A 24,617-nucleotide genomic window follows, 5' to 3' on the forward strand; every position below is an offset into this window, starting at 1 on the left:
ACAGAGTATTGAAGCGTCAAACAATGAGGTTGGGTTCATTTAACTGCGTGTATATATATCACTTAGGAAACAATCTCGCCTCCCTAAGACGTTAATTATTGAGGAAAATATGATTCGATCATTACGCTCAGAAGATCTAGATAATGCTGTATCTATTTGGTTTTCGGCATCAATTAAAGCGCACAACTTCATTTCGGAAGAGTACTGGTCTTCCCAGAAGAAGAACATGCGTGATATGTATCTACCCAATTGTGAATCATGGGTTTATGAATCGGCTGGCAATGTTCTTGGCTTTGTTTCTTATTACGAAGGGAGCATACCTGCTATTTTCGTGGATCCTGAGTCACAATCTTGTGGTATTGGGACACAGTTACTAAATCATTTAAAGGATAAGTACAGTGAACTAACGTTGACCGTCTACTCAGAGAATGAAAAAACACATCAGTTTTATCTTCATCATGGTTTCATTGATGTCGGTAAATGCATCTGTGAACATACAGGAAAAGAGCAGTTTGAGATGTGTTGGGCAAAAAATAGTAATGCATAATTAATGCAACAAAATGCAAGCAAGTGGGTAGTGCGACCACTTGCTGAATGAAAGAATTTGTCCATTTCCTTGCATCTCAGGCACTGCATTCAGCGGTGCCTGATTGCGTTTTGGGATACCAAAAGTTATTCATCGGTAGCTAAATTAGTAAAGTCACTGACATGCCTTTGTCCAGCTTCGTGCTGGCGACAGGTGTAACTAAGAAATGCCCCAACCACATGGACTCCCTCTTTTGTCAACATGTAGTTACAGCTGACAACATTGGATCTGACAGCAGCTCTACATTCGGTGTTTCGTCGGATTCTATCCGTCACCCTGATGTGATCAGTCCGTTGAAATTCTATTTCTCCATTTTTTCAAACTTCTTCTCTAGCTTCCTAATTTCCCTTTCGGCGAAATCGTGCTTATCCAACCATTGCTCTGCATAAGCCGTCTGGGCTTTGCTTTAATAAAATGGATCAGAGTAAATTTAAACCATGGACGAGTACTAAAAAATAAAGGACCAAGGCTCTTCAACTAGACCAGAGCAAGTTGATGTCAGAAAAAAAAGCTATGAAATATCTTTAACTTCGCTGATAAAGTGTTGAAATTCGCAAAGCCTGTTTTCAATTAACTGCGCTAAAACGTTTGCATCTAAGTGCTGTGGATCACGTACCGCGATCGTTTTGATGCTGTTTAGCTGTTGTAAATTACATTTAGTCGTTTTAGAAATAAGTCCTGCTTCACTCATTAATTCAAAGCTTTCATCTGCACTATATGGAAGACTCATTTGGTAATGCTTGTTAGTAGCATTGGCGATATCAATACAGGCTTGGCAAGCTCGCTGTAGATTGAAAATGACGGACTCTTGGCTGGTTAAGTCATTTTTGAAGTGAAAAGAAGTGCGATAGACCTCTTCGATGCGTTTTACGGCACGCTCAATAGAAGCGCATTTATGAATAATCGTGTCAGGTATCATAAATGCCCCTCTTGAGCTTAGAAGATGGGTTGGCAAGCAGTAAATGTCTTACTCAATATTCTGAATCTGTTCTCTCATTTGTTCAATCAACACCTTCAATTCCACCGCACTTTGCGTTGTCTCGACCACAATCGACTTAGATGAAAGGGTATTGGCTTCGCGGTTGAGTTCTTGCATGAGGAAGTCGAGGCGGCGGCCGATGGGGCCTTTTTGTTTCAGTTGACGACGAACTTCTTTGGTGTGGGTGACAAGGCGGTCCAGTTCTTCCGCTACATCGGCTTTTTGTGCCAAGAGGACGATTTCCGCTTCCACGCGCATTGGGTCGAGTTCGACTTTGGCGGCTTCCAGTTTGTCGGTCAGGTTTTGTTTTTGCGCAGCAATGATGCCAGGCAGTTTGTCTTGCACTTCGGCCACAATGGCGTCAATGCTATCAAGACGTTGTTCTATGATGGCGACCAGTTGTTCGCCTTCGCGCAAACGCATTTGGATGAGTTCGTCTACCGCCTTGGCGAAGAGTTCCTCTACGGCTTTTTTGATGGTCTCGGCGTCGTCGCTGGTGTCGCTTAAGATGCCCGGCCATTGAAGGATTTGCAGTGGTGATGGGGTTTTGATGCCATCAAACCAGGTGCCGAGTTCTTTTACTGCGTTAGCCAGTGCTTGGGCGTTGTCTGGGTTAATCGTTAAGCTGGTGGCCGCTTTGTCGACGGCTTGGAAGCGCAGTTGGCATTCTAGTTTGCCGCGGTTGAGTTTTTTTCTTAGCTGGTCGCGGAAGGAAAATTCCAATTCACGAAAGGCTTCCGGTAAGCGGAAGTTAGGTTCTAAATAGCGTTGGTTTACTGAGCGAACTTCCCAACTGATGGTGCCCCAATCGTAGCTGGCTTCTTGGCGTGAGAAGGCGGTCATGCTTGCTGTCATTTTGAATACCCAAGTTAAGAAAAATGTGGCGTTATTGTAGCTTATGCCATTGCAAGACGACAGTTTCCCCATTGTAAGGGGGGCAATTTTATGAGGGTTCGTTATAATTGCGGCTTTAGTGAAGATTAACCAATAGAGAGAGCTAGTATGCGTCCAAGTGGAAGAGCCGTTGATCAGTTACGTCCCCTTAAAATCACTCGAAATTTTACCAAACACGCCGAAGGTTCTGTATTAATTGAATGCGGTGACACCAAAGTCATTTGTACGGCGACGGTTGTGCCGGGTGTGCCGCGCTTTTTGAAAGGTAAAGGTCAAGGATGGATCACGGCAGAGTACGGCATGTTGCCGCGTTCTACTGGCAGTCGTATGGATCGTGAGGCGGCGCGTGGTAAGCAAGGCGGCCGTACGGTTGAGATTCAACGTTTGATTGGTCGTTCATTGCGTGCGGCAGTGGATTTGAAGAAACTAGGCGAAAACACCATCACCATCGACTGTGATGTGATTCAGGCCGATGGCGGCACACGTACAGCGTCTATTACAGGTGGTTTCGTGGCGTTGGCAGATGCAATGCGTTATCTGGTGGAAAATAAGAAAGTTAAAGAAAATCCAATTGTGTCGCAGATTGCGGCGATTTCTGTCGGTGTGTACAAGGGTACGCCGGTGTTGGATTTGGATTACCCAGAAGATTCTAATGCCGAAACCGATATGAATGTGATCATGAATGACAAAGGCGGTTTCATTGAAATCCAAGGCACCGCAGAAGGCGAGGCTTTTGGCGATGAACACATGATGGGGATGTTGGCCGTGGCGCGTAAGGGCATTGCCGAAATCATTGAGATTCAGCGTGCAGCTCTCTTTGAAAAATAACAGTTGAAAACTAAGAGCTGATAAACAAGAAACGAAAACAAGGCTGTGATAAATAAGCCTTTGTTAACGCTGAAAAACCTGATCATCGAACTGGATGGTCGGGTTTTTTTGGGTCTAAAATTTGTATGAAAAAGAGGCTTTTGGCGTTAATTGTCAGTTATTGTGGGTGTTTTTGCACCTTACATCATGAAACTTCTCTGCGATGATCAGATGACAATAACAATAAAGGAGAAGGCAAGTGAAGAAGATGTTAATCATGGGTATGTCGGCTATGTTGCTGAGCGGTGCTTTGCAGGCGGCCAATCTAGAAGGTGAGTGGCAGTTGCAAGATGCGGCCAATACGCAAGCTAAGCTGGATGAAGCGGTTGAAAATGTGGTGCAAGAAATGAATTTTTTCATCCGAGCGTTGGCAAGACCGGTATTGAAAAAGCAGACGCAAATTTGTCAGCAGTGGCTGTTAGCCAAACAAGCAGGCGAGTTTTCTTGGCAGTGTGATCAAGAAGAGGCCGACGTCATTCCTCTGACCGCCAAAGGCGAAGTCTTTAAGACGGATGAAGAAGACATCGAGATTTCCGGCAGTTTTACCGAGAGCGCCCAAGCTATTGTGGTGGTTGTGGAGTCAGAGCGAGGTAAACGTACCAATACTTGGCAGCAAGTGTCTGATAACGAGCTAACCTACACGGTAAAATTAGAATCTGAAAAACTGCCAACACCATTAACTTGGACATTAACTTACCAACGTTAAATTCATAAGATTTTATGACTCACAGAACAAAAAATGCCCCGCAAGCTCAGCTTGCGGGGCATTTTATTTTACGGCTCGTTAATTAGCTGTTTGATTAGCGCTTAACCGCACCGTTTGGTGCGAAGTCTGCAATATCAAGTGGTGCGTTGTTTTGCACGTATTCCACTAAGACATCCGCGTCAACGTAACCTGAGTTCACGTAGTTGGCGTGGTCGATGACTTTAGGGTAACCGTCGCCGCCTGTCGCAACATAGCTGTTGATGGCAATACGGTAGCTCTTAGCGGTGTCTAATGGTTGACCGTTCACCATGATGTTAGTCGCTTTACCGTCTTTCAATGTCAGTGCAACACCGTCAAATTGACCGAAAGCACCTGTGCCAGCTTGTTTGCTTGCAACAGCAGACAAGTAGTCAGTCAATTCGGCTGCCGTAAGGTCAACATAAGAAACAGCATTACCGAAAGGCTGTACTTTTAGGACGCTCTTGTAAGTAATGACGCCAGCTTCCATGTTGTCACGGATACCACCAGAGTTCATGATACCGATGTCAGCGTTTACTTTTTCTTTCATGGCACGTGAAATCAAGTTGCCTAGGTTGGTTTCTTGGTTACGTACTACGCCACGTTCACCGATGAAATCACCATTAGAGAAACCAATCTCAACGTTTAGCTCTTCCTGACCTTTTTCTTGGAAAGGCGTCAACATGGCTAACATGTCTGGGTCTTGAGCAATTTCTTCTTCGATGAAGACGCGTTCTGTTTTACCTTCCGCGTTTTTCACTTTTTTCTTCAAGTTAACCGGGATTAGGCGGTATTCAGACCATACGATGTCACCGTTTTTGAAGACAAAGTCTAGACGGCCAACGTATTTACCCCATTCGTGGGCTTGTAGGATCAATGTGCCGTTTTGCTCATCTGGTTCGAACAGTGGGTTTTGAGAGTGACCACCCACAACCACGTCAATGCCTGGTACGGTACGAGCAAGTGTCACATCACCTGGTGCGTTGCCACCGTAGTTACCATTGTTGTAGTGACCCATGTGCGTCACTGCAATGACGATGTCGGCTTTTTTGCGCAGTTCAGGAACCAATTTTGCAGCCACTTTGATAGGCGATTCGATCTTGATGCCTTCTAGGTATTCTGGATTACCCAATTTTACGGTGTCGTCTGTGGTAAGACCCATGACCGCTACTTTTAGGTCATTTACTTGGAAAATTTTGTAAGCGTCGAATAAAGGCTCACCGGTTTCAGCGTCTGTGATGTTCGCCGATAGGAATGGGAAACCAGCCCATTCTTGTTGTTGCTTCAGTACGGAAAGTGGGTTATCAAATTCGTGGTTACCCAATGCCATAGCATCGTACTTCAGCATGTTCATGCCGCGGAAATCTGGCTCAGCGTCTTGTAGGTCAGACTCAGGAACACCGGTGTTAATGTCACCGCCAGATAACAATAGAGAATTGCCATCGTCCAGTGCCACTTCTTCACGAATGTTATCGATCAGAGTTTTACGAGCAGCCATACCGTATTCGCCACGGCTACTTTGCCAGAAACGACCGTGATGGTCATTGGTGTGCAAAATGGTCACTCGATATTCTTTATCTTCCTGCCAATCGGGTTGTGTTGGGCCCATCATTGAACAGCCGGCAATGGCTAGTACAACACTGGAGACCGCAAGATGCGTAACAAAACGCTTCGTTGATTTCATGCTGTGATTCCTTGAATGTGATACTTGGATTGGTTGAACAAACACATTAATCGAGTGCATTTTTGTAATAGCACTTCTGATCAATTATTACAGAAATGTATCTCATATTTGTGACAAGTTCGAGGGATTAAGGAAAAAAACTGACCATTTGTGCAAAATTTAATCATGAGTGTAAAAAAGCCCATACAAAACGTTGCGGTTCTGTATGGGCTTAAACGTTTAATATTGTATCGTTAATGACGCAATATTATTTGTCTAGACGTTGACCTGTGGCTTGATCAAAGACCACGGCTTTGGATGTATCGAACATCATTTCGATCACCGACCCTGGTGCTGCAGGATAAGCAGGGTTAGAGCGGCAGTTGATCTCAGCGTCGTTGACGCGTGTGATGATCATGGTGTCAGCACCCATAGGCTCGGTGACTTCTACCTTAATGTCTGTGGTTGTAACGAAGTCTTGACCCACTTTGTGAGGCTGAGGCTCGGTAATCATTTCAGGACGCAACCCCAGTAATACGGTTTGGCCAACGTGATTTGCTAGGGCTTCAGGTTTCGGGAACGGTAAGGTTGCTGTCGAATTGGTTGCCAATTCCAACATAGGATTGCCATCTTGAGAAACCACTTTGGCTGGAATGAAGTTCATTGCTGGAGAGCCCATGAAGCCTGCTACAAATAGGTTTGCTGGGTTGTCATAGATTTCCTGCGGTGTGCCCAGTTGTTGTACTTCGCCATCTTTCATCACCGCAATACGGTCAGCCAAAGTCATGGCTTCGATCTGATCGTGAGTTACGTAAACGATGGTGGTCCCCAGTTTTTGGTGCAGCTTTTTAATTTCCGTACGCATTTCCACACGTAGCTTAGCGTCCAAGTTGGATAACGGCTCATCAAACAAGTAAAGCTGAGGACGACGTGCTAACGCGCGCCCCATGGCAACACGTTGACGCTGTCCACCTGATAGTTGCGCTGGCTTACGGTTTAACAGATGGCTGATCTGTAGTAGTTCTGCCACTCGTTGTACTTCTACTTCGCGCTCTTCTTTTGGCACTTTGCGCATTTCCAAACCGAAGGAAATGTTTTGTGCAACGGTCATATTTGGGTACAAAGCGTAGGATTGGAACACCATGGCGATGTCACGATCTTTCGGACTGGTGTAGGTAACGTCGTTGTCGGCGATTAAAATACGACCTTCCGATACGTCTTCTAGACCAGCAATGGAATTCATCAGCGTGGATTTACCACAGCCCGATGGTCCAACTAGGATCAGAAACTCACCGGCTTCGATGGCGATATTGATGCCTTTCAATACTTCCGTTGTGCCGTAGCGCTTTTTAACATTATCAATGACTAAGTTTGCCATGTTATTACTCCAAAATTTTGTATTCCCTAAGCGGTTTGTTGCGCTTAGGAAGTGCGGAACGGTATAGGCTTAGCCTTTTACCGCCCCGGCTGTTAAACCACGGACGAAGTATTTGCCTGCTAGCACGTACACAGCCAGAGTTGGTAGGGCTGCGATAATGGCGGCGGCCATGTCCACGTTATATTCTTTACCACCGAAACTGGTATTGACTAGGTTGTTCAAGGCCACGGTTACTGGCTGAGTATCAAAGCCAGAGAAAGCCACGCCAAATAGGAAGTCGTTCCAGATTTGTGTGAACTGCCAAATGACCGTTACCACAATGATGGGGGTCGATAATGGCAAGATGATGCGGTAGAAAATGGTAAAGAAACCTGCGCCATCAAGACGAGCTGCTTTCACCAATTCGCCTGGAATCGCTTGGTAGAAGTTACGGAAGAACAAGGTCGTGAAGGCGACACCGTAAACCACGTGAACGAACACCAAACCTGTGGTGGTATTGGCAATGCCTAACCAACCAAGAGTACGAGCCATCGGTAGTAGGATTACTTGGAAAGGAATGAAACAACCGACCAACAGTGCCGCGAAGAATAAATCACTGCCGCGGAACTTCCATAAGGAAATAACATAGCCATTGATGGCACCCAGTAAGGTTGAAATCAATACCGCTGGAATAACGATTTGGAAAGAGTTTAAGAAGTAAGGTGAAATCCCGCCACAGTTATTGCCGGTGCAGGCTTCGCCCCATGCTTTGCTCCAAGCGCTTAAATCTAATGTGCTTGGTAAAGACAACAAGGTGCCAGTACGAATCTCTTCTACGTCTTTAAGTGAGGTTAACAACATCACTAAGAACGGCATTAGATAAACCGCTGCCATGATCAGTAGAACCGTATACAGGGCAACACGCAGCGCCTTTTCTACCCAGGTAGTTTGGCGGCCAATAGATGCTTTACTCATGGCGTTCACCTCGTAATTCTGAGTACAGGTATGGAATCAAAATGGCTAATACACAGCCGAGCATGACCATGGCAGAGGCCGAACCTAGACCAATTTGGCTACGGGTAAAGGTGTGGGCGTACATGAAGTTAGCCGGTAGGTCTGAAGAATAGCCCGGACCACCGTTGGTTAAAGCGGCAACCAAGTCGAAACTCTTGATAGCAATGTGAGACAAGATCACCATGGCACTGAAGAAAACAGGCTTCAATGACGGCAAAATAATACGACGGTAAGTGGTAAAGGTGCTGGCTCCGTCTAGGTGTGCGGCTTTAATTAAATCGCCATCCACGCCACGTAAACCGGCTAGGAATAAGGCCATTACAAAACCTGACGCTTGCCATACGGCGGCAATGACCAAACAATAAACCACCATGTCTGGGTTGATGAGCCAGTCGAATTTAAAGTTCTCAAAGCCTAAATCGACCATGAGTTTTTCAAAACCGTTGGTTGGGTTAAGCAACCACTTCCAAGCGGTACCTGTGACGATGAATGAAATCGCCATAGGGTATAGGTAGATGGTACGAATCGCCCCTTCGGCACGAATTTTTTGATCTAAGAAAATCGCTAATACCACACCAAGGAACAGGCAGATCAGGATGAAAAGTCCGCCAAAAATACCCAGGTTGGTCAGTGCAACGATCCAGCGGTCGTTGTTGAATAAACGCTCATATTGATCCACGCCAACAAATTTATAGCTGGGTAACATACGAGAGTTGGTAAAAGACAGAACGGCTGTCCAAATCATATAGCCGTAAATGCACACTAGTGTCACGACTACGGTTGGTGCCATAACAATTTTTGGCATCCAATCAGCCAAGCTAAGGCGTGCAGGACGTCCTGACTGAGTCTTTTGGGACCCAGAATTGGCAGCTTTTGTATTCATAATTGATGCTTCACTACAGAGAAGAAACGAAGAGGCTGGCTTGAGGGCCAGCCTCGTTTACTTATTGCAAGACAGGCTTGCGAATAGGTGCTTACATGCTGGCTTTGATGGCACGAGCTAGCTTGTCTACGGCTTCTTCAGATGTCATAGAGTCATCGTTGAAGAAGTTCGTCACGACGTCAAAGATAGCGCCCTGAACCATAGAGTTTACTGCCATGCCATGCGCCATACTTGGTACTAGGTTGCCTGTTGTTGAACTGGCTAGGAAAGAATCCATTGCAGAGTGCGCGCAAGTATCAAACTTATCACGAGGCATGTTCAAGCGTGTTGGGATAGAACCCTTGTTCAAGTTAAAGGTTTCTTGGAACTTAGGCTCAAGAATCAAACGAGCAAGGTCTTTTTGTGCGACTTGCTGTTCTTTACCGTCAACTTTAAACATCGCTAGAGAGTCGATGTTGAAGGTGAACGCATCGCTTGTACCTGGTGCAGGGTAGCAAACATAGTCGATACCAGCTTTTTTGCCCGCCGCAGTGAATTCACCTTTGGCCCAGTCACCCATGATTTGCATGGCCGCTTCACCATTGATCACCATAGACGTAGCGATGTTCCAGTCGCGACCAGAGAAACCTGTGTCAACGAATTCACGCATTTGTTTGAATGTGCTGAATACGTCGATCATGTCTTGGCTGCGTAGGGTTTTGTCAGATAGACCAATGAACGCGCTGTTGTAGAACTTAGAGCCTTTAGACAGTGCAATGGCTTCGAACAAAGTCGCGTCTTGCCAAGCTTGACCACCGTGAGCTAATGGCGTGAAACCAGCGGCTTTGATTTTTTTCGCTTCGGTGATGAATTGATCCCAAGTCGTTGGGATAGAAGCGCCGGCTTTACGGAATACTTCTGGGTTCGCCCACATCCAGTTTACACGGTGAACGTTTACTGGTGCGGCAACGTAGTGACCATCGTACTTCATGACTTCGCTGACCACACCAGGCAGGATGACATCCCAATCGCCTGCTTCAGCAACATCGTCAAGGTTGGTTAGGAAACCTAGATCACCCCATTCTTGAATAGTAGGGCCTTTGATTTGAGCGGCAGAAGGTGGGTTGCCAGCAATGGCGCGAGATTTTAGAACTGTCATGGCCGACTCACCGCCACCACCTGCGACTGCAAAGTCTTTCCAAGTGTGACCAGCGTCAACCATTTCGTCTTTAAGAACGTTGATGGCTGCGGCTTCACCGCCTGATGTCCACCAGTGAAGAACTTCCACTTCACCAGCTTGGCTTTGTGCCGCCGCTAATGAAAGTGCAACAGATGTTAATCCTAAGGCAATTTTTTTCATGATAGAAACCTTTGTTATTGTTATTTCATCTTGTCAAATGCGCGTTGGCTTTGACTATGTTTGATTATTCTTATTTCGTACAAATTTACTGAAAGTCAGCTTAAGCCTTTATACGAGTTAGTGAATTTAGCAAAGTAAGTCAAGGGAAGGGGTAAAGTAGAGCAACCTAATGTAACAAAGTCTTGCAAAACTGTGGATTAACTATGGTTTTCTAGTGGCGAGGCAGCCAAACTCTGGCTTCTAAACCTTGCACTGGTTGGTTGCTCAAGGTGACTTCACCGCCGTGAGCGCGTGCGATATTTCGCGCAATACTCAAGCCTAAGCCCATACCGGTGGGGTGACCATTGTGCTCATCAATAAGACGAGTATAGGGTTGAAAGACCTTGTCGATCTTGTCGATTGGAATGCCTGGGCCTTGGTCGCAAATACGAATGCAAACGCCTTCTTCATCGTCTTCTATGTGAATAGTGGCTCGTTTACCATAGTACAAAGCGTTATCGACCAAGTTGCCTAAGCAACGTTTAATGGCTAAAGGTTTGCCAATATATGGGTGTTTTAATTCCCCTTTGAGAATGATTTTAATGCTGTGTAAATTGGCCGTTACCTGCATGTCTTTGAGCATGCGGCTAATGTCGACTTCGACACGATTTTCATGAATATCTGTCTCTTTTACGCTTTGTAATGCGCCTTTTACCAGCATGTCCAAATCTTCTAGGTCACGGATCATGGCATCGCGAATGTCATCTTCGTCGAGCATTTCTGCCCGTAATCGTAATCGAGTAATGGGGGTTTTTAAATCGTGGGAAATGGCAGCGAACAGCCTTTCTCTGTCATTTAAATAACGTTGAATTCGACGTTGCATATCATTAAAGGCTTTGGCGGTATTACGGACTTCGACGCTGCCATTTTCTTTCATCGGGCGCCAATCACCTTGCCCGAAACGCTCTGCCGCTCTGGCCAGTGTCGCCAACGGTCTGGTCACACGTCTTAGAATAACAATGCTCAATAACAGCACGGTAATGACCGACATGGCCATGGAGAAGAGTCGGTCACCACTGACTGCTGTGGTGTCATCTAAAAAGTAAGGGTCAGGCATTAAGCTGGCAAGATAGAGCCAATCTTTCTCATTGATGGGGATCTGAATCACAATAATCGGTGGGGTGAGTGGTTTCACAAGCAAACTATGGTGGCCCCAACGTTCAGGCAAGTCCATCAAACGGGTTTGGTTGTTGATGACGTGTAAGTCGCTGGGACTGGAAAAGGCGATTTTGGCATTGTGAATACCAAGTTGCTTCACCAGAGTGTCATTCACTTCCTGTTTTACAACGTTTTTTAACGGAGAGGCTTCCAAAGGGTTGATAAGGATCTCTTCTTTGTTGAGGGTAACAAAAAAGCGGGTGCCGCCCATGTCTTGTAATTGGTCTATGACAATGTGGCGATAGTTGGTTGGCAATGAGGTGAAATAGCTGACTGTCGCCGCAATACGAAACGCCATGTGTTTAGAGACTTCGCGTACGTTTTGTTCGGTATCTGATTCCAACTGTCGTAGCCAGAAAGTCGAGCTAATAAATTGCGCACTCGCGACCCCTAACGCCATGATGATAAGGATCTGTCCTGTTAAAGACTGAGACCAGCGCTTTAGACGTTTGGATAAGAGAGGAGAGGCGTTAGTTGACATGATCGAGGGCGTTGACCGAAGCGGTTAATATATAGCCCTGGCCGCGAACGGTTTTGATTAATTGTGGGTGACGAGCGTCTTCTCTTAGTCTATGACGTAAGCGACTAACATGCACATCGATAAAACGATCAAGAGGCGTACTGTCTCGTCCGCGGGTATTTTCGGCAATGTGCTCTCGGGTAAGTACTTCGCCTGGGTTTTTCAAAAACAACATAAGTAGGTTGTAGTCGGCCCCCGAGAGAGATTCTTTTTCATCGGCGTAATGAAGCTCGCGGGATAAAGTGTCGAGGGTGAAATCAGCAAAATGATAAAAGCGATGCGCTTCGTTCGCATGATGGTGTTCACTGACTTCGATTTGCTCCATGCGACGTAAAATAGCTTTCATTCTCGCCAGTAGCTCACGAGGATTAAAAGGTTTAGCCAGATAATCGTCCGCACCAATTTCGAGACCAATAATACGGTCCATTTCATCGGAATTGGCCGTCAACATAATGACAGGGACTTGTGATTGCTCTCGTAGTCCGCGACAGACAGAAAAGCCGTCTTGGCCTGGTAGCATGATGTCTAGAATGACCAAATCTATGTGTTGGTTTGGATCAAAGTTCGTTAAAAAGGCTTCACCCGACTCGGCGGTGAAAACCGTAAACTGATGCTTTTCTAAATAGGATTTGAGCAGGGTGCGAATCTCGTCATCATCGTCTACCACATAGATACGTTTGGCTTTGGTCATACTTTTGCTCAATGTTTTGGGCTGGTGTTGTTGTGTTTGTTGTTGATTCCGAGTCTAGCAAGAAAGTGTCATTGAACCAATTGACTAAGGAGAGATTGCTCTATTGGTATTTAAATAAATTAAATTGATTTAATTTCTTACCGCCTGCATAATTTTTCGACTAATCTTACCCTTTGTTATGAAATTTAAGAGATAAAGACGATGACAACTAAAGTGATGGCGTTCGGTGAAGCCCTGATTGACTTCCTATCTAATGGTGCAACTAAAGCCGGTGAATTAGAGTCTTTCACCAAATTTCCAGGCGGCGCTCCAGCCAATGTGGCGGTTGCTGTCGCGCGTTTAGGTGGTAACAGTCACTTTGTTGGTCAAGTTGGTGATGACGCCTTCGGTCACTTTTTAAAGGCGTCATTAGAAGATTACGGTGTTGAAACCAGTAAAATGCTGATGACCAAAGAAGCGAAAACCGCCTTAGCCTTTGTGAGTTTGGATGACACTGGGGAGCGCAGTTTTGAATTCTATCGCAGCCCGTCAGCGGACATCTTGTTCCGTGAGAAAGACTTTGATGCAAGTTGGTTTGCCGATGCTAAAGGGGTGTTCCATACCTGTTCAAACACCTTAACCGATGCTGATATTACTAAAGCTACCTTGGCAGGTATCAAGATGGCGAAACAGGCTAATTGGATTGTCAGCATCGATGTGAACTTGCGTACTAACTTATGGCCGAATGGTCAGGTTGATACGCAACGAGTGATCGATTGGATGCAGTCGGCGGATGTCGTCAAAGCCAGTTTGGAAGAACTGGCGGTTATGGCTGAAGATCCTTTTGCGTTAATTGATGAGTCTTTAAACGCTGGAGTCACCTTGTTTGTATTAACAGATGGTGGCAACCCAATTCGCTTCTACACTAAAGGCCAAGCAGAAGGCGCCGTCATCACGCCTAAAGTGGAGGTGAAAGACACGACGGCGGCGGGTGATGCATTTGTTGGCGGCTTGTTGTACCAATTGGCTGAGCAGGGTGGGGATCGTCAAGCTTTGGCGAATTTGTCGCAACAAGACCTGCACAACGTGATCCGTTTTGCGGCAGCCTGTGGTGCAGATTCTGTGACGAAGTTGGGTGCGTACCCATCGTTGCCCAACTTGGCGCAAGCGGAAGCGCAACTGAAGCAGTTCTAATGCCACTGTTTGACCGTGCGATTCGCTTTTTGAGTTAAACGGTTAAGAATAAATTCAGCGTATTCAGAATTCTATTAAGAGCGTGGCTTGGCCACGCTTTTTTTGTGCCTGTTGGACGGCGTACTGAAATCAATAAATGTTAGAAAAAATGACCACTTATTCGATTTTACAAGCCGATGAGTGTCTAAAATATCCCCAAAAAAACCACTCTGTTGTATTTTTGTACAAAAATTGAAATGAAATATTGCTCGCTTTTTTACCAAAACATACTAAATTGAAAATAGAATTAAGATAATATTAAGGATATCGGAAGCTTGAAGCTGGGGCTTTGATTGTTAATAATCAAAAACCTTCTTAATCCTTATAGAAGAAGTGAGAACCTTGTTTCGACTCATGATAATAACAAACAAAGGCAAGCTTAGGGTTTCCTTAGCGAGTCTGTAAGGAGCAATGATGAAAAAATCCATTCTGTCTATGGCGGTTGCCATGACTCTTTCTGCGACCTCTGCATCGGCAGCCGATCTTGTTTTCAAGCCTGGCGAAGACTCTCGTTTCCATTGGGAAAATTACGAAGCGTTGAAATCGACAGATTTGTCCGGTGAAACCATTTCTGTATTCGGCCCTTGGATGGGCGATGAGAAAGCCAACTTCGATCGCGTAATTGCGTATTTTGAAGAAGCAACAGGCGCCAAAGTAAGTTATGCCGGTTCCGATTCTTTCGAGCAGCAGATTGTTATTGATGCTCAAGCGGGCAGTGCACCAAACGTTTCCGTCTTTCCTCAGCCAGGTTTAGCGGCTGATTTAGCGGCAAAAGGCTTTCTGACGCCACTAAACGATAACGTTAAAGAGGCCGTAGCGAAAGATTACGCTGCGGGTCAATCTTGGGTTGATTTGGCGACCTTTGAAAATGGTCAAGGCAAAGATGAATTCTACGGTGTTTTCTACCGTGCGGATTTGAAATCTTTGGTTTGGTATTCGCCTGATAACTTCGCGGACGCGGGTTATGACATCCCAGAAACCATGGAAGAATTAAAAGCACTGACTAAAGAAATCGTTGCGGACGGTGGTACGCCTTGGTGTATTGGTCTGGGTTCTGGTGCGGCGACAGGTTGGCCAGCAACAGACTGGGTAGAAGATTTGTTACTTCGTACTCAACCAGCGTCTGTGTATGACCAATGGGTCACCAATGAAGTGAAATTTGATGATCCGCGTATTGTGGGTGCCATCGAAGAGTTTGGTTGGTTCGCGCGTAATGACGAATACGTTGATGGTGGCGCCGGTGCGGTGTCTTCGACTGACTTCCGTGACAGCCCAAAAGGTTTGTTCCAGTCGCCGCCAAAATGTTACATGCATCGTCAAGCGTCTTTCATTCCAGCGTTCTTCCCAGAAGGAACAGAGCTTGGTTTGGATGCTGACTTCTTTTACTTTCCATCTTATGAGTCGAAAGGCCTAGGCAATCCTGTATTGGGTGCCGGTACTTTGGTGAGTATTACCAATGACTCTAAAGGTGCTCGTGCGTTTATTGATTTCATCCGTTCGCCTATTGCCCACGAGTTGTGGATGGCACAAACCGGTTTCTTGTCGGCTCACTTGGGTGCTAACCCAGAGCTGTACTCAAGCGACGCGGCGCGTAAGCAGGGTGAAATTTTGCGTTACGCTACCACTTTCCGTTTTGATGGCTCTGATTTGATGCCAGGTAAGATCGGTGCGGGTTCTTTCTGGACTGGCATGGTCGATTATACTGGCGGTAAAGAGGCTGAAGACGTTGCGAAAGACATTCAGAAAACCTGGGATGCGTTGAAGTAATCCCTTTTGTTAAGCCCCCAAGTAATCTTGTTTGCTTGGGGGCTTTTTGTAATTTATTTGCCAGATAAAAGATGAAGGACGTGAGTCCTGATCATCGTAAATGTACCTTGGAGATGTTATGGCCCAGCTCGCTTCTGCACTAGCGATTATGATAATGGGTGTATTGGGATGCGCTGCCTATTTTTACGGATCTAATTTTTTATTAGATAAACTATTTCCGACTAAAGACCGACCTTATGAGCAGATTGCGCGAAATTTGCGTACTGCGAATATGGTTCGCCCTTGGTTGTTTTTAGGCCCTGCTGTTCTACTGCTAACCTTTTATTTATTCTATCCTGTGATCGATTCTTTCCGTCTGTCTTTCTTTGACAGAACAGGCGATGAGTTCGTTGGCCTTTCCAATTACGTTTGGTTGTTTGGCAGTGATGAGTTCTTTGAGTCGTTCCGCAATAACATGTTGTGGTTGATTGTTGTGCCGACGGCGGCGACCTTTTTTGGTTTGATTATCGCCACCATGACCGACCGAATTTGGTGGGGCAATATCGCCAAAAGTCTGATCTTTATGCCGATGGCCATTTCTTTCATTGGTGCGTCGGTGATCTGGAAATTTATTTACGATTTCCGCAGCGGTGATGATGCGCAGATTGGTTTATTAAATGCCATTGTGGTGTTTTTTGGTGGTGAGCCGCAAAACTGGATTACCATTCCTTTCTGGAACAACTTTTTCTTAATGATCATCCTCGTTTGGATTCAAACCGGTTTTGCTATGGTGATCTTGTCCGCTGCGTTACGTGGTATTCCTGATGAAACCATTGAAGCCGCGGTATTGGACGGTGCCAACGGCTTGCAAATTTTCTTCAAAATCATGGTGCCGCAGATTTGGGGAACCATTGCCGTGGTTTGGACCACCATTACCATTCTGGTACTAAAAGTATTCGATATCGTGTTGGCCATGACGAATGGTCAGTGGGATACACAAGTATTAGCCAATCAAATGTTTGATTGGATGTTCCGTGGCGGCGGCGATTTCGGCCGTGGCGCGGTTGTTGCAATTGTTATTATGGTGTTGGTAATTCCTATCATGATTTGGAACATTAAGCGTGCAAACGCAGAAATGGAGGGACGTTAATATGGTTGCCTCTTCAAAGCGTACGCCGCTGACTTTTTTAGTACATGCCACTGTGTTGTTTTTGGTGGTACTGTGGACCATCCCAACAGCCGGTTTGTTTATTTCATCGATTCGCGATAAGGATCAACTTTCGGTATCTGGCTGGTGGACGGCCTTATCAACCTCTGAACAGCGTCTTGTGGCAAGGGCTTATGAGCCTAAATCACAAGTACAACAAGGTGATCGCTTTGTGATTCGCGGTAACTTGTTGGAAGGTGGTAACGGTGAGATCGCGCGATTTGGTTTTAGCTCACTAAAGCCTGAAGCTTATGCTGCTGGTGACGTAGCCGAAATGAAAAAAGGCCGCACTTTGCAGGTTAATGCGAATGGCGATTATGTTTTGTCTTCACCGGCTGAATGGAAAGGCTCTCGTGGCCAGCGAATCTTCTACACCGCCGAAATCCCACCGCGTTTCACTTTAGATAACTATCGCGAAGTGTTGAGTGCGGAAGGTCTAGGCCAATCTTTCATTAACTCTCTGACGGTGACCATCCCAGCGACCATTATTCCTATTTTGGTGGCGGCGTTTGCGGCTTATGCCTTGGCGTGGATGCGTTTTCCTGGACGTGCCTTGCTGATTGCTGGCGTCGTAGGTTTACTGGTTGTGCCGTTACAGATGTCATTGATTCCGTTGCTGAAGAGTTACAACTTGATTGGCGAGTTTTTTGGGGTAGGTTCAAAAACCTATGTGGGGATTTGGCTTGCACATACTGGTTTTGGCTTACCGCTGGCGATTTATCTATTGCGTAATTATATCTCAGGTTTGCCGGGCGAAATTATTGAATCGGCACGTGTCGATGGGGCCTCTGATTTTGATATTTTCCGCAAAATTATTTTGCCTTTGTCTTTCCCTGCGTTGGCGTCTTTTGCCATCTTCCAATTCCTTTGGGTATGGAATGATTTGCTCATTGCTATGGTGTTCTTGGGCAATAATCAGGAGCATTTGGTACTGACTGGGCAGTTACGTGAACTCTTGGGTTCTCGTGGCGGTAACTGGGAGATTCTGACGGCGTCTGCCTTTATCACCATTATTATTCCGTTATTGGTCTTCTTTAGCTTACAGCGCTATTTAGTGCGCGGTTTGCTGGCAGGCTCTGTGAAATAAAACCACCTAGGCGAGTGGGTTGAGCCAAGCTCCCCACTCAAGGTAAGCATTTAGATTGAGGCATTTAAATCATGGCTGATGTTAAGTTAACCCATGTAAAGAAAATTTATTCAAATAAAGTTGAAGTCCTAAAAGACATCAACTTGGACATCAAGCAAGGTGAGTTCATTGTGTTTGTTGGTCCATCAGGCTGTGGTAAGTCGACCCTATTGCGCATGATCTCTGGTCTGGAAGATATTTCGGCTGGTACGTTGGAGATCGACGGTCAGGTAGTGAACGACATTCCACCTGCTTTGCGTGGCATTGCCATGGTATTCCAGAGCTACGCTTTGTACCCGCACATGACGGTGTATGACAACATGGCGTTCAGCTTGCAAATTGCTAAAACCAGCAAGGAAGACATTGACCAGCAAGTACGTAAAGCGGCTGATATGCTGCAATTGACCCCTTACCTTGACCGTCTGCCAAAAGCTTTGTCAGGTGGCCAACGCCAGCGTGTGGCCATTGGTCGTGCGATTGTTCGTCGTCCAAAAGTGTTCTTGTTTGACGAGCCTTTATCTAACTTGGATGCAGCACTTCGTGTAGCAACACGTATGGAAATAGCCAACCTGAAAGAAAGCATGCCGGATTCTACCATGATCTATGTTACCCATGATCAGGTAGAAGCCATGACATTGGCAGATCGAATCGTGCTGTTGTCAGCCGGTAATATCGAACAAGTCGGTTCACCGCTTGAGCTTTATGAACACCCTGCAAACGTTTTTGTAGCGAAATTTATCGGTTCTCCGGCAATGAACATTTTGCCGTGTCGAATCGAAAAAACGGGCGAGCAAACAGAAGTGTCTTTGTCGGCGAAAATGTCCGTGACAGCGCCAATTAACACGGAAGCAAGCGAGCAATCCAAAGCGGCGTTCTTTGGTATTCGTCCTGAAGATCTGAGTGTGGTGGCGAGCGAAGAAGAAGGCATCTTGTCTGGAACCGTGTCTTTTATCGAATCTCTTGGTGAAGCGACCCTATTGTACGTGCAAGTGCCAGGTTGTGAAGACATGGTGATTGCGAAAGAGTCGGGTACGTTGAGTATTCAACGTGGTGAACAGGTTCATTTGTCGACTTCACCAGAGAAAATGCATTTATTTGACGATAACGAACTGTCTTATCGTCGTTAATTTTATAGGTCTTATTGTTGATTGGGATAAGGCGCTGCCTTATCCCAAATTTTTTGTTTTTGGAGAGTCAGTATGACAACCAACTTGAACTGGTGGAAAGGCGGGATTATTTATCAAATTTACCCGCGTAGTTTTATGGATGCGAATGGCGACGGTGTAGGCGACTTGGTGGGTATCACTAGCAAGTTAGACTATGTTGCTTCGTTGGGTGTGGATGCCATTTGGTTATCGCCTATCTTTACTTCACCAATGAAAGATTTTGGTTACGACGTATCGGATTACTGTGACATTGATCCTATGTTTGGTAGCTTGGACGATTTCAAAAAACTAGTGAATCGTGCTCATGAACTGGGTTTAAAGGTCATGATTGATCAGGTAATCAGTCATTCCTCTGACGTACACCCTTGGTTTGAAGAAAGCCGTCAAGATAAGACCAATCCCAAAGCAGATTGGTATGTTTGGGCTGATCCTAAGCCAGACGGTTCTCCACCAAATAACTGGTTATCCATCTTTGGTGGCAGCGCTTGGAAATGGGACAGTCGTCGTTTGCAATATTACTTGCACAACTTCCTAGAGTCTCAGCCAGACATGAACTTCCATCATCCAGAAGTACGCAAGGCCCATCTGGATAACATGCGTTTCTGGCTAGAGTTAGGGGTCGACGGCTTCCGTTTAGATACGGTGAACTTCTACTTCCATAGTGAAGGTTTGGAAGACAATCCACCTGTACCGCCAGGCGAGCCAAAAACCAAAGGTGCGCCTGAAGACAACCCATACACTTACCAGCGTCACGTGTATGATTTGAGCCGTCCAGAAAACTTGGCGTTCCTCAAAGAGTTGCGCGCGCTGATGGACGAGTTCCCTGGCAGTACGACTGTGGGTGAAATCGGTGACGACTTCCCTCTAAATCGCATGGCAGAGTACACGTCTGGTGGCGATAAATTGCACATGGCGTACACGTTTGATTTATTGAACAAACCACACTCACCAGCTTACATCCGCGATGTACTAAAAAACATGCAAGATATTGTTGGCGATGGTTGGCCATGTTGGGCTGTGTCAAATCATGATGTGGTGCGTGCCCGTACTCGTTGGGGCGCAGATGAAGATGGTGAAGCTTACCCATTAATTACCACAGCGTTGATTGCCTCTATTCGTGGTAGCGTTTGTTTGTATCAAGGTGAAGAGCTTGGTTTGCCTGAGGCAGAAGTACCGTATGAGCGTATTCAGGACCCATACGGTTTTCCTTTGTGGCCAGTTTTTAAAGGCCGTGATGGTTGCCGTACGCCTATGGTGTGGGAAAACAAAGCTCAGGGTGGTTTCTCAACGATTGAGCCTTGGCTGCCAGTGGATAAAGACCACTTGCCATTGAGTGTGGCAGAGCAAGAAGCGAATTCTGACTCTTTGTTACATAAGATGCGTCAGTTCATAAAATGGCGTCAACAGCAACCAGCATTGGTGAACGGTGAACTAACACAGATCGACGTTGCTAACGGTGAATTGATTGCTTTTGTTCGTGATTACCAAGAAGAGTCTTTGCTCGTGGTATTGAATATGACAGGTGAAGAGCAAGTTGCCACGCTGAGTTCAGGTGGCGTGGAACTTCTTGACGGTCACGGTTTCCAATGCCAGTTGTCGGGTCAAACTTTGACCTTACCTGCTTATCAAGCTTGCTACGCGCGTCTGCGCTAAGAAAAATTCACGAAAGCCGCATCAAGTCCTTAAAATGAATGTGGCTATTCGTACTTTTCAGAAAGCTTGATAGAATGTTTGGGTCTTCTCCAGAGCGTCAAATGGACTCTTGGCTGGATAAGACTCTTAATTCTAGTGAGTGCTTGTATGAAAAAAAGTATAAAAAAACTGACCTTAAAAGACGTTGCAGAACGTTTAGAGGTATCAACGGCAACCATATCTAATGCCTTTAATCGCCCCGATCAACTGTCAGCCAGTTTGCGCGAAAATATTCTTAGTGAATGTGAAAAAATGGGCTATTTTGGTCCAAATGCCGCAGCACGAAGTTTGCGAACTGGGCGTACAGGGATTGTCGGTATCGTATTGTCGGATGATTTAAGTTATAGCTTAACAGACCCGGTTGCGAATCAGTTCCTGAAAGGCATGGCAGAGGTGTTTGAGGCCAATGAATATAACATGCTGTTGTTGTCTTCAGATGAAGTGGAGCAGGATGCTCAAAGTCGCATGCAATCTTCGATGGTGGACGGTTTTATTGTATACGGCCATAAACCTCAGCAGTGCATTAATGCACCTTGGTTAATGCCGAACAAAAATATCATTACCGTTGACAGTTTTATTCCCGGTACGACCTCGGTGAACGTGGAAAATCACAGTGGTGCTTATACCATTGCGAAACATGCTTTGCAGCACAATCCAGAAACCGTGGCTATTCTGGGGTTGAGTCTATTGGATACTGACAGGGTTTGTCGGATTCGTGAGGACGAGTTGTTTGATCGTGCTGCTTCTATTTCGATTCAGCGATTGTACGGTTACTTTGAAGCGTTAAAAGAACATCAAATCACAGTGCCATCTGAGTGCATTTGGAACATTCCTGAGAACAATCACAAATTGGCTTATCAAGCGGCTCGTGAAGCGCTCACCATGGCCAGTCGTCCTAAGTTATTGCTTTGTATGAGTGACTGCATTGCCATTGCGGCGGTTCAAGCGGCATTGCAATTGGGTATTCGCGTTCCTGAAGACCTACAAGTAGTGGGCTTTGATGGTATTGCTGAAAGTGAGAATTTTCATCCATCCATTACTACGATTCACCAGCAAACCGTGGAGAAAGGTCGAGTTGCAGCGGAAGTTTTCTTAGGCCTACGTGAAGCCAAAGACGTGGTACTGGAAACTGAATTAGTGATTCGCGAGAGCTGTCCAGCCCTATAAGGGCTGTTAAAGCCAATAGTCGCTAATGTCGGTCTCTAGGTTCATGTGATAGGCAATTTGAGCCTGCAGTAACTCAGCAGATGACAGCGCGTCCGTCAGAGCATGGTGCGCTTTATACCTAGGCAAATGATAGCGTTGTCGACAAGCATCCAAACGTAATGATGTTGGCTTGCCAAAGCGTTTCCACCAAGGTTTATGTTGTACCTGTCGCTCGATGTCCATGGTGTCTAGCACGGGAAAATATAATGGGTAGCCGTAGCGTTTAAGCGAGGCTTCTAGTAAGAACTGACGCTCAATCGAGACACAATGTACGACAACGACTTGTTGAATTAGAGCGTCCAAAATCTCATCTAAAATGCTGTCCAATCTTGGCGCTTCCGCCAATTCAGCGTGAGTAATTTCATGAATGGTAACGGATTCGGCATGTAAATCACGCTTGGGTTTGGCCATCCAATAACGTGCGCCCTGACAACGAATAGCATTATGGGTCATGGGGATTAATCCCAAACTGATGATCTCATCGGTTTTTGGGTCTAATCCTGTGGTTTCTAAATCCAGTGCGAGCAAGGGGGTGTCTTTGAGTGGCGTTGTGGCCTTGATCATCCCCGCTTGATAGTAACGTTTTAGGGCGCCTTCAGGTGCTTCCTCAGCCCATTGTTCAAAGTTAGCTTGCCAATCTTGGAAGGAAACGCCTTTGTTGAAATCAATGTTAGCCATAATTTAACTGCGTTTACCGGCATAGCGGAATTTGATGAACTCTTGTTGACGCGACACTATGTCAAAAGCATCCCTGAGGTGGCGTTTTTCGAAAGAGGATAAGTTAGCTGGGTTCACATGATTATTGGGTGTTTCGCCGGCATCAATTTGGTCTTTCTGATGACGAATGCGCACCATACCAATCATTTCTAAGGCGAGGGCCAAATCTTTTGCTCGTCCATCAGGAAGAAGCCCTTCCGCTTCAATGTCTTCGAGTCGTTCTAAGGTATTGAGTTTATCACTACCAATCGCCAAGGCATGCACTCGTACTATGTCGATAATTGGCGCAATGCCTCTTTCTTTCAAGTTAAAGGTGCGTGATTGTTTGCCTTCGCCGTCCAAGACAAACTGCCGGAAGAAGCCTAATGGCGGCTTTCTTTGGTTTGCATTGCGGGCCATAAAGGTCAAGAAGCCCGAGTGTGCTTTGGCTTCTGCGCGAATGTGACGATTGAGTTTGGTGGCTAGGGTTTTGTCCCCATAAATACCGCGTAAATCGAAGAAGATAGACAAACGCAGTAATGCTTCTGCTTTGGGCTCACGTATCCAATCCGTAAAGTACTGTTTCCATACAGAGATCGGCTGACGCCAGCGAGGGTTTGACGCCATAATGTCACCGCTACATAAATCATAGCCACATTTATCCAGATTTTGACACACCCATTCACTGAGTTTCTCGAAATACTCACCGTGAAGGCTTTCATCGTACTTATCGCTGAGAATCAAAGCATTATCTTGGTCCGTCTTTATGATTTGTTCTTCGCGAGCCTGTGACCCTAGAGCGACAAAACAATAGGGCACGGGAGGTTTACCAAATTGATCTTCGGCCAATTGTAATAAACGCTTCACAAAAGCGGTGCCGATGTGTGACATGGCATTGCCGATCATCTGTGTATTGGCATCTGCGACGACTAATTGAGTGAAGGTATGTGTCATCTTACGACTAATGGCTTGTAAACCTTCTATGTTGGATTGTTTGAAAATGTCGCTGATTAAATACACACTGCCGTGACTTTCTTTTTGGACAATATCACCTGTACTAACCACCCCAATGGGACGATTGTCTTTAATGACTGGTAAGTGGTGAACATTGCGTTCCATCATCTTGAGTACGGCTTCAGAAGCGTAGTCACGACTGTCCATGACGATAGGTTTTGGCGTCATAATGTCTGAAATTGGTGTGTCAAAAGGAAGCCCTTTGGCTAAGGCTCGAGTACGAAGATCACGATCGGTGACAATGCCAATTAACTCATCCTGTTCGGTTATTAATAAACTGGAAACACGCTTGTCGGTCATGATTTGCGCGGCAGTGAGTATGTCTGAATCGGCTGTTGTGCTGACTGGCTGGCGTCTTAATAAGCTCATGACAGGACAAGTCATTAAAGAGACATCGGAGCTTTGTGAGTCCATGGCGAGACGCAGACGAACTTCTCGCGCGAGTTCAAAGAAGTCAGAGAAGGTATCGTTTTCTTCGTATAGCTTGAGAAACCAGCGAGCAGGAATACGGTATAACAAACTGTCTTCGATGGCTCGCATGGATTGTGAGGATTTGCCGCCGCGTAATAAAGAAGCATAACCAAACAATTCACCTTCGTTCATACGACGAATGAGTTTGTCTTTTCTGCTCAAGGCTTCAATGGCGCCGCTACGAATAAAAAACAAGGTGTTGTTGAGTGTGCCAGGGGAAATAACCCATTCGCCTGCACGAACGTATTGGATTTCGATTTCCTTTGTCATCTCACTCAGCTGGGCTTCTTCTGCAATATCATTGAAGGGCGCGTGCTGACAAATGGCTTCCAAAATTTCAGTTAACTCAACGTCCATAACTAGGCCT

21 protein-coding genes are annotated in these 24,617 nt (G+C 45.8%); 10 read left to right on the forward strand and 11 right to left on the reverse strand.

Features of this window, described 5'->3' with window-relative positions; translation table 11 throughout:
* Positions 1–109: 109 nt before the first annotated feature.
* Complete coding sequence (locus ACHUFM_RS06660) at positions 110–547, forward strand: N-acetyltransferase (protein WP_170894077.1); 438 nt, start codon at positions 110–112, stop codon at positions 545–547.
* A gap of 550 nt (positions 548–1,097) precedes the next feature.
* Here ACHUFM_RS06660 and hepT read toward each other — a convergent pair.
* Both hepT and ACHUFM_RS06670 read right to left on the reverse strand, forming a co-directional pair.
* The gene (hepT, locus tag ACHUFM_RS06665; RefSeq protein ID WP_394180755.1) at positions 1,098–1,505 is read right to left on the reverse strand and encodes a type VII toxin-antitoxin system HepT family RNase toxin; all 408 of its coding nucleotides are present in this window, start codon (positions 1,503–1,505) and stop codon (positions 1,098–1,100) included.
* Between the two features lie 48 nt (positions 1,506–1,553).
* Positions 1,554–2,420: a YicC/YloC family endoribonuclease gene (locus tag ACHUFM_RS06670; RefSeq protein WP_394180757.1), complete on the reverse strand. Its 867-nt coding sequence runs from the start codon at positions 2,418–2,420 to the stop codon at positions 1,554–1,556.
* 147 nt (positions 2,421–2,567) lie between these two features.
* On the opposite strand from ACHUFM_RS06670, the gene rph reads away from it, so the two are divergent.
* Both rph and ACHUFM_RS06680 read left to right on the forward strand, forming a co-directional pair.
* Positions 2,568–3,287 (forward strand): ribonuclease PH, encoded by a 720-nt coding sequence (rph, locus tag ACHUFM_RS06675; protein ID WP_394180759.1) that lies wholly within the window; start codon positions 2,568–2,570, stop codon positions 3,285–3,287.
* Between the two features lie 247 nt (positions 3,288–3,534).
* On the forward strand, positions 3,535–4,032 hold the full coding sequence (locus tag ACHUFM_RS06680) for a hypothetical protein (protein WP_394180810.1): 498 nt from the start codon (positions 3,535–3,537) through the stop codon (positions 4,030–4,032).
* A gap of 94 nt (positions 4,033–4,126) precedes the next feature.
* Here ACHUFM_RS06680 and ushA read toward each other — a convergent pair whose 3' ends face one another.
* The 7 genes from ushA to ACHUFM_RS06715 all read right to left on the reverse strand — a co-directional run bounded on the left by ushA (position 4,127) and on the right by ACHUFM_RS06715 (position 12,714).
* Positions 4,127–5,734, reverse strand: a complete 1,608-nt coding sequence (gene ushA / locus ACHUFM_RS06685) for a bifunctional UDP-sugar hydrolase/5'-nucleotidase UshA (protein WP_394180761.1) — start codon at positions 5,732–5,734, stop codon at positions 4,127–4,129.
* A gap of 247 nt (positions 5,735–5,981) precedes the next feature.
* Positions 5,982–7,091 (reverse strand): ABC transporter ATP-binding protein, encoded by a 1,110-nt coding sequence (locus ACHUFM_RS06690; protein WP_394180763.1) that lies wholly within the window; start codon positions 7,089–7,091, stop codon positions 5,982–5,984.
* Between the two features lie 69 nt (positions 7,092–7,160).
* Positions 7,161–8,045 (reverse strand): carbohydrate ABC transporter permease, encoded by an 885-nt coding sequence (locus tag ACHUFM_RS06695; protein WP_113873197.1) that lies wholly within the window; start codon positions 8,043–8,045, stop codon positions 7,161–7,163.
* Complete coding sequence (locus tag ACHUFM_RS06700) at positions 8,038–8,967, reverse strand: carbohydrate ABC transporter permease (protein ID WP_113873198.1); 930 nt, start codon at positions 8,965–8,967, stop codon at positions 8,038–8,040. The genes ACHUFM_RS06695 and ACHUFM_RS06700 overlap by 8 nt, the downstream gene beginning before the upstream one ends.
* 91 nt (positions 8,968–9,058) lie before the next feature.
* On the reverse strand, positions 9,059–10,306 hold the full coding sequence (locus ACHUFM_RS06705) for an ABC transporter substrate-binding protein (RefSeq protein WP_113873199.1): 1,248 nt from the start codon (positions 10,304–10,306) through the stop codon (positions 9,059–9,061).
* A gap of 211 nt (positions 10,307–10,517) precedes the next feature.
* Positions 10,518–11,984: an ATP-binding protein gene (locus ACHUFM_RS06710; protein WP_394180766.1), complete on the reverse strand. Its 1,467-nt coding sequence runs from the start codon at positions 11,982–11,984 to the stop codon at positions 10,518–10,520.
* Positions 11,974–12,714, reverse strand: coding sequence for a response regulator (locus tag ACHUFM_RS06715; RefSeq protein ID WP_394180768.1), 741 nt, complete (start codon positions 12,712–12,714; stop codon positions 11,974–11,976). Before ACHUFM_RS06715 ends, ACHUFM_RS06710 begins: the two co-directional genes overlap by 11 nt.
* A gap of 201 nt (positions 12,715–12,915) precedes the next feature.
* Here ACHUFM_RS06715 and ACHUFM_RS06720 point away from each other — a divergent pair, with 201 nt between their 5' ends.
* The 7 genes from ACHUFM_RS06720 to ACHUFM_RS06750 all read left to right on the forward strand — a co-directional run bounded on the left by ACHUFM_RS06720 (position 12,916) and on the right by ACHUFM_RS06750 (position 22,030).
* On the forward strand, positions 12,916–13,887 hold the full coding sequence (locus ACHUFM_RS06720; RefSeq protein WP_394180770.1) for a carbohydrate kinase family protein: 972 nt from the start codon (positions 12,916–12,918) through the stop codon (positions 13,885–13,887).
* A gap of 453 nt (positions 13,888–14,340) precedes the next feature.
* A complete protein-coding gene (locus tag ACHUFM_RS06725) occupies positions 14,341–15,693 on the forward strand; it encodes an ABC transporter substrate-binding protein (RefSeq protein ID WP_394180812.1) in 1,353 nt (450 codons plus the stop codon).
* A gap of 118 nt (positions 15,694–15,811) precedes the next feature.
* On the forward strand, positions 15,812–16,822 hold the full coding sequence (locus tag ACHUFM_RS06730) for a carbohydrate ABC transporter permease (RefSeq protein WP_113873204.1): 1,011 nt from the start codon (positions 15,812–15,814) through the stop codon (positions 16,820–16,822).
* Position 16,823: 1 nt separating this feature from the next.
* Complete coding sequence (locus ACHUFM_RS06735; protein ID WP_394180772.1) at positions 16,824–17,966, forward strand: carbohydrate ABC transporter permease; 1,143 nt, start codon at positions 16,824–16,826, stop codon at positions 17,964–17,966.
* A 71-nt stretch (positions 17,967–18,037) separates the two neighbouring features.
* A complete protein-coding gene (locus tag ACHUFM_RS06740; protein ID WP_394180774.1) occupies positions 18,038–19,132 on the forward strand; it encodes an ABC transporter ATP-binding protein in 1,095 nt (364 codons plus the stop codon).
* Positions 19,133–19,204: 72 nt separating this feature from the next.
* Positions 19,205–20,824 (forward strand): alpha-glucosidase family protein, encoded by a 1,620-nt coding sequence (locus ACHUFM_RS06745; protein ID WP_394180776.1) that lies wholly within the window; start codon positions 19,205–19,207, stop codon positions 20,822–20,824.
* Between the two features lie 147 nt (positions 20,825–20,971).
* Positions 20,972–22,030: a LacI family DNA-binding transcriptional regulator gene (locus tag ACHUFM_RS06750; RefSeq protein WP_113873208.1), complete on the forward strand. Its 1,059-nt coding sequence runs from the start codon at positions 20,972–20,974 to the stop codon at positions 22,028–22,030.
* A gap of 6 nt (positions 22,031–22,036) precedes the next feature.
* Here the strand turns inward: ACHUFM_RS06750 and ACHUFM_RS06755 are convergent, their stop codons facing one another.
* Both ACHUFM_RS06755 and ACHUFM_RS06760 read right to left on the reverse strand, forming a co-directional pair.
* Complete coding sequence (locus ACHUFM_RS06755) at positions 22,037–22,747, reverse strand: 3'-5' exonuclease (protein ID WP_394180779.1); 711 nt, start codon at positions 22,745–22,747, stop codon at positions 22,037–22,039.
* Between the two features lie 3 nt (positions 22,748–22,750).
* Positions 22,751–24,607: a DUF294 nucleotidyltransferase-like domain-containing protein gene (locus ACHUFM_RS06760; RefSeq protein WP_394180781.1), complete on the reverse strand. Its 1,857-nt coding sequence runs from the start codon at positions 24,605–24,607 to the stop codon at positions 22,751–22,753.
* Between the last annotated feature and the right edge of the window lie 10 nt (positions 24,608–24,617).

Source organism: Marinomonas posidonica, from assembly GCF_043643765.1.
Lineage (GTDB): Bacteria > Pseudomonadota > Gammaproteobacteria > Pseudomonadales > Marinomonadaceae > Marinomonas > Marinomonas posidonica_A.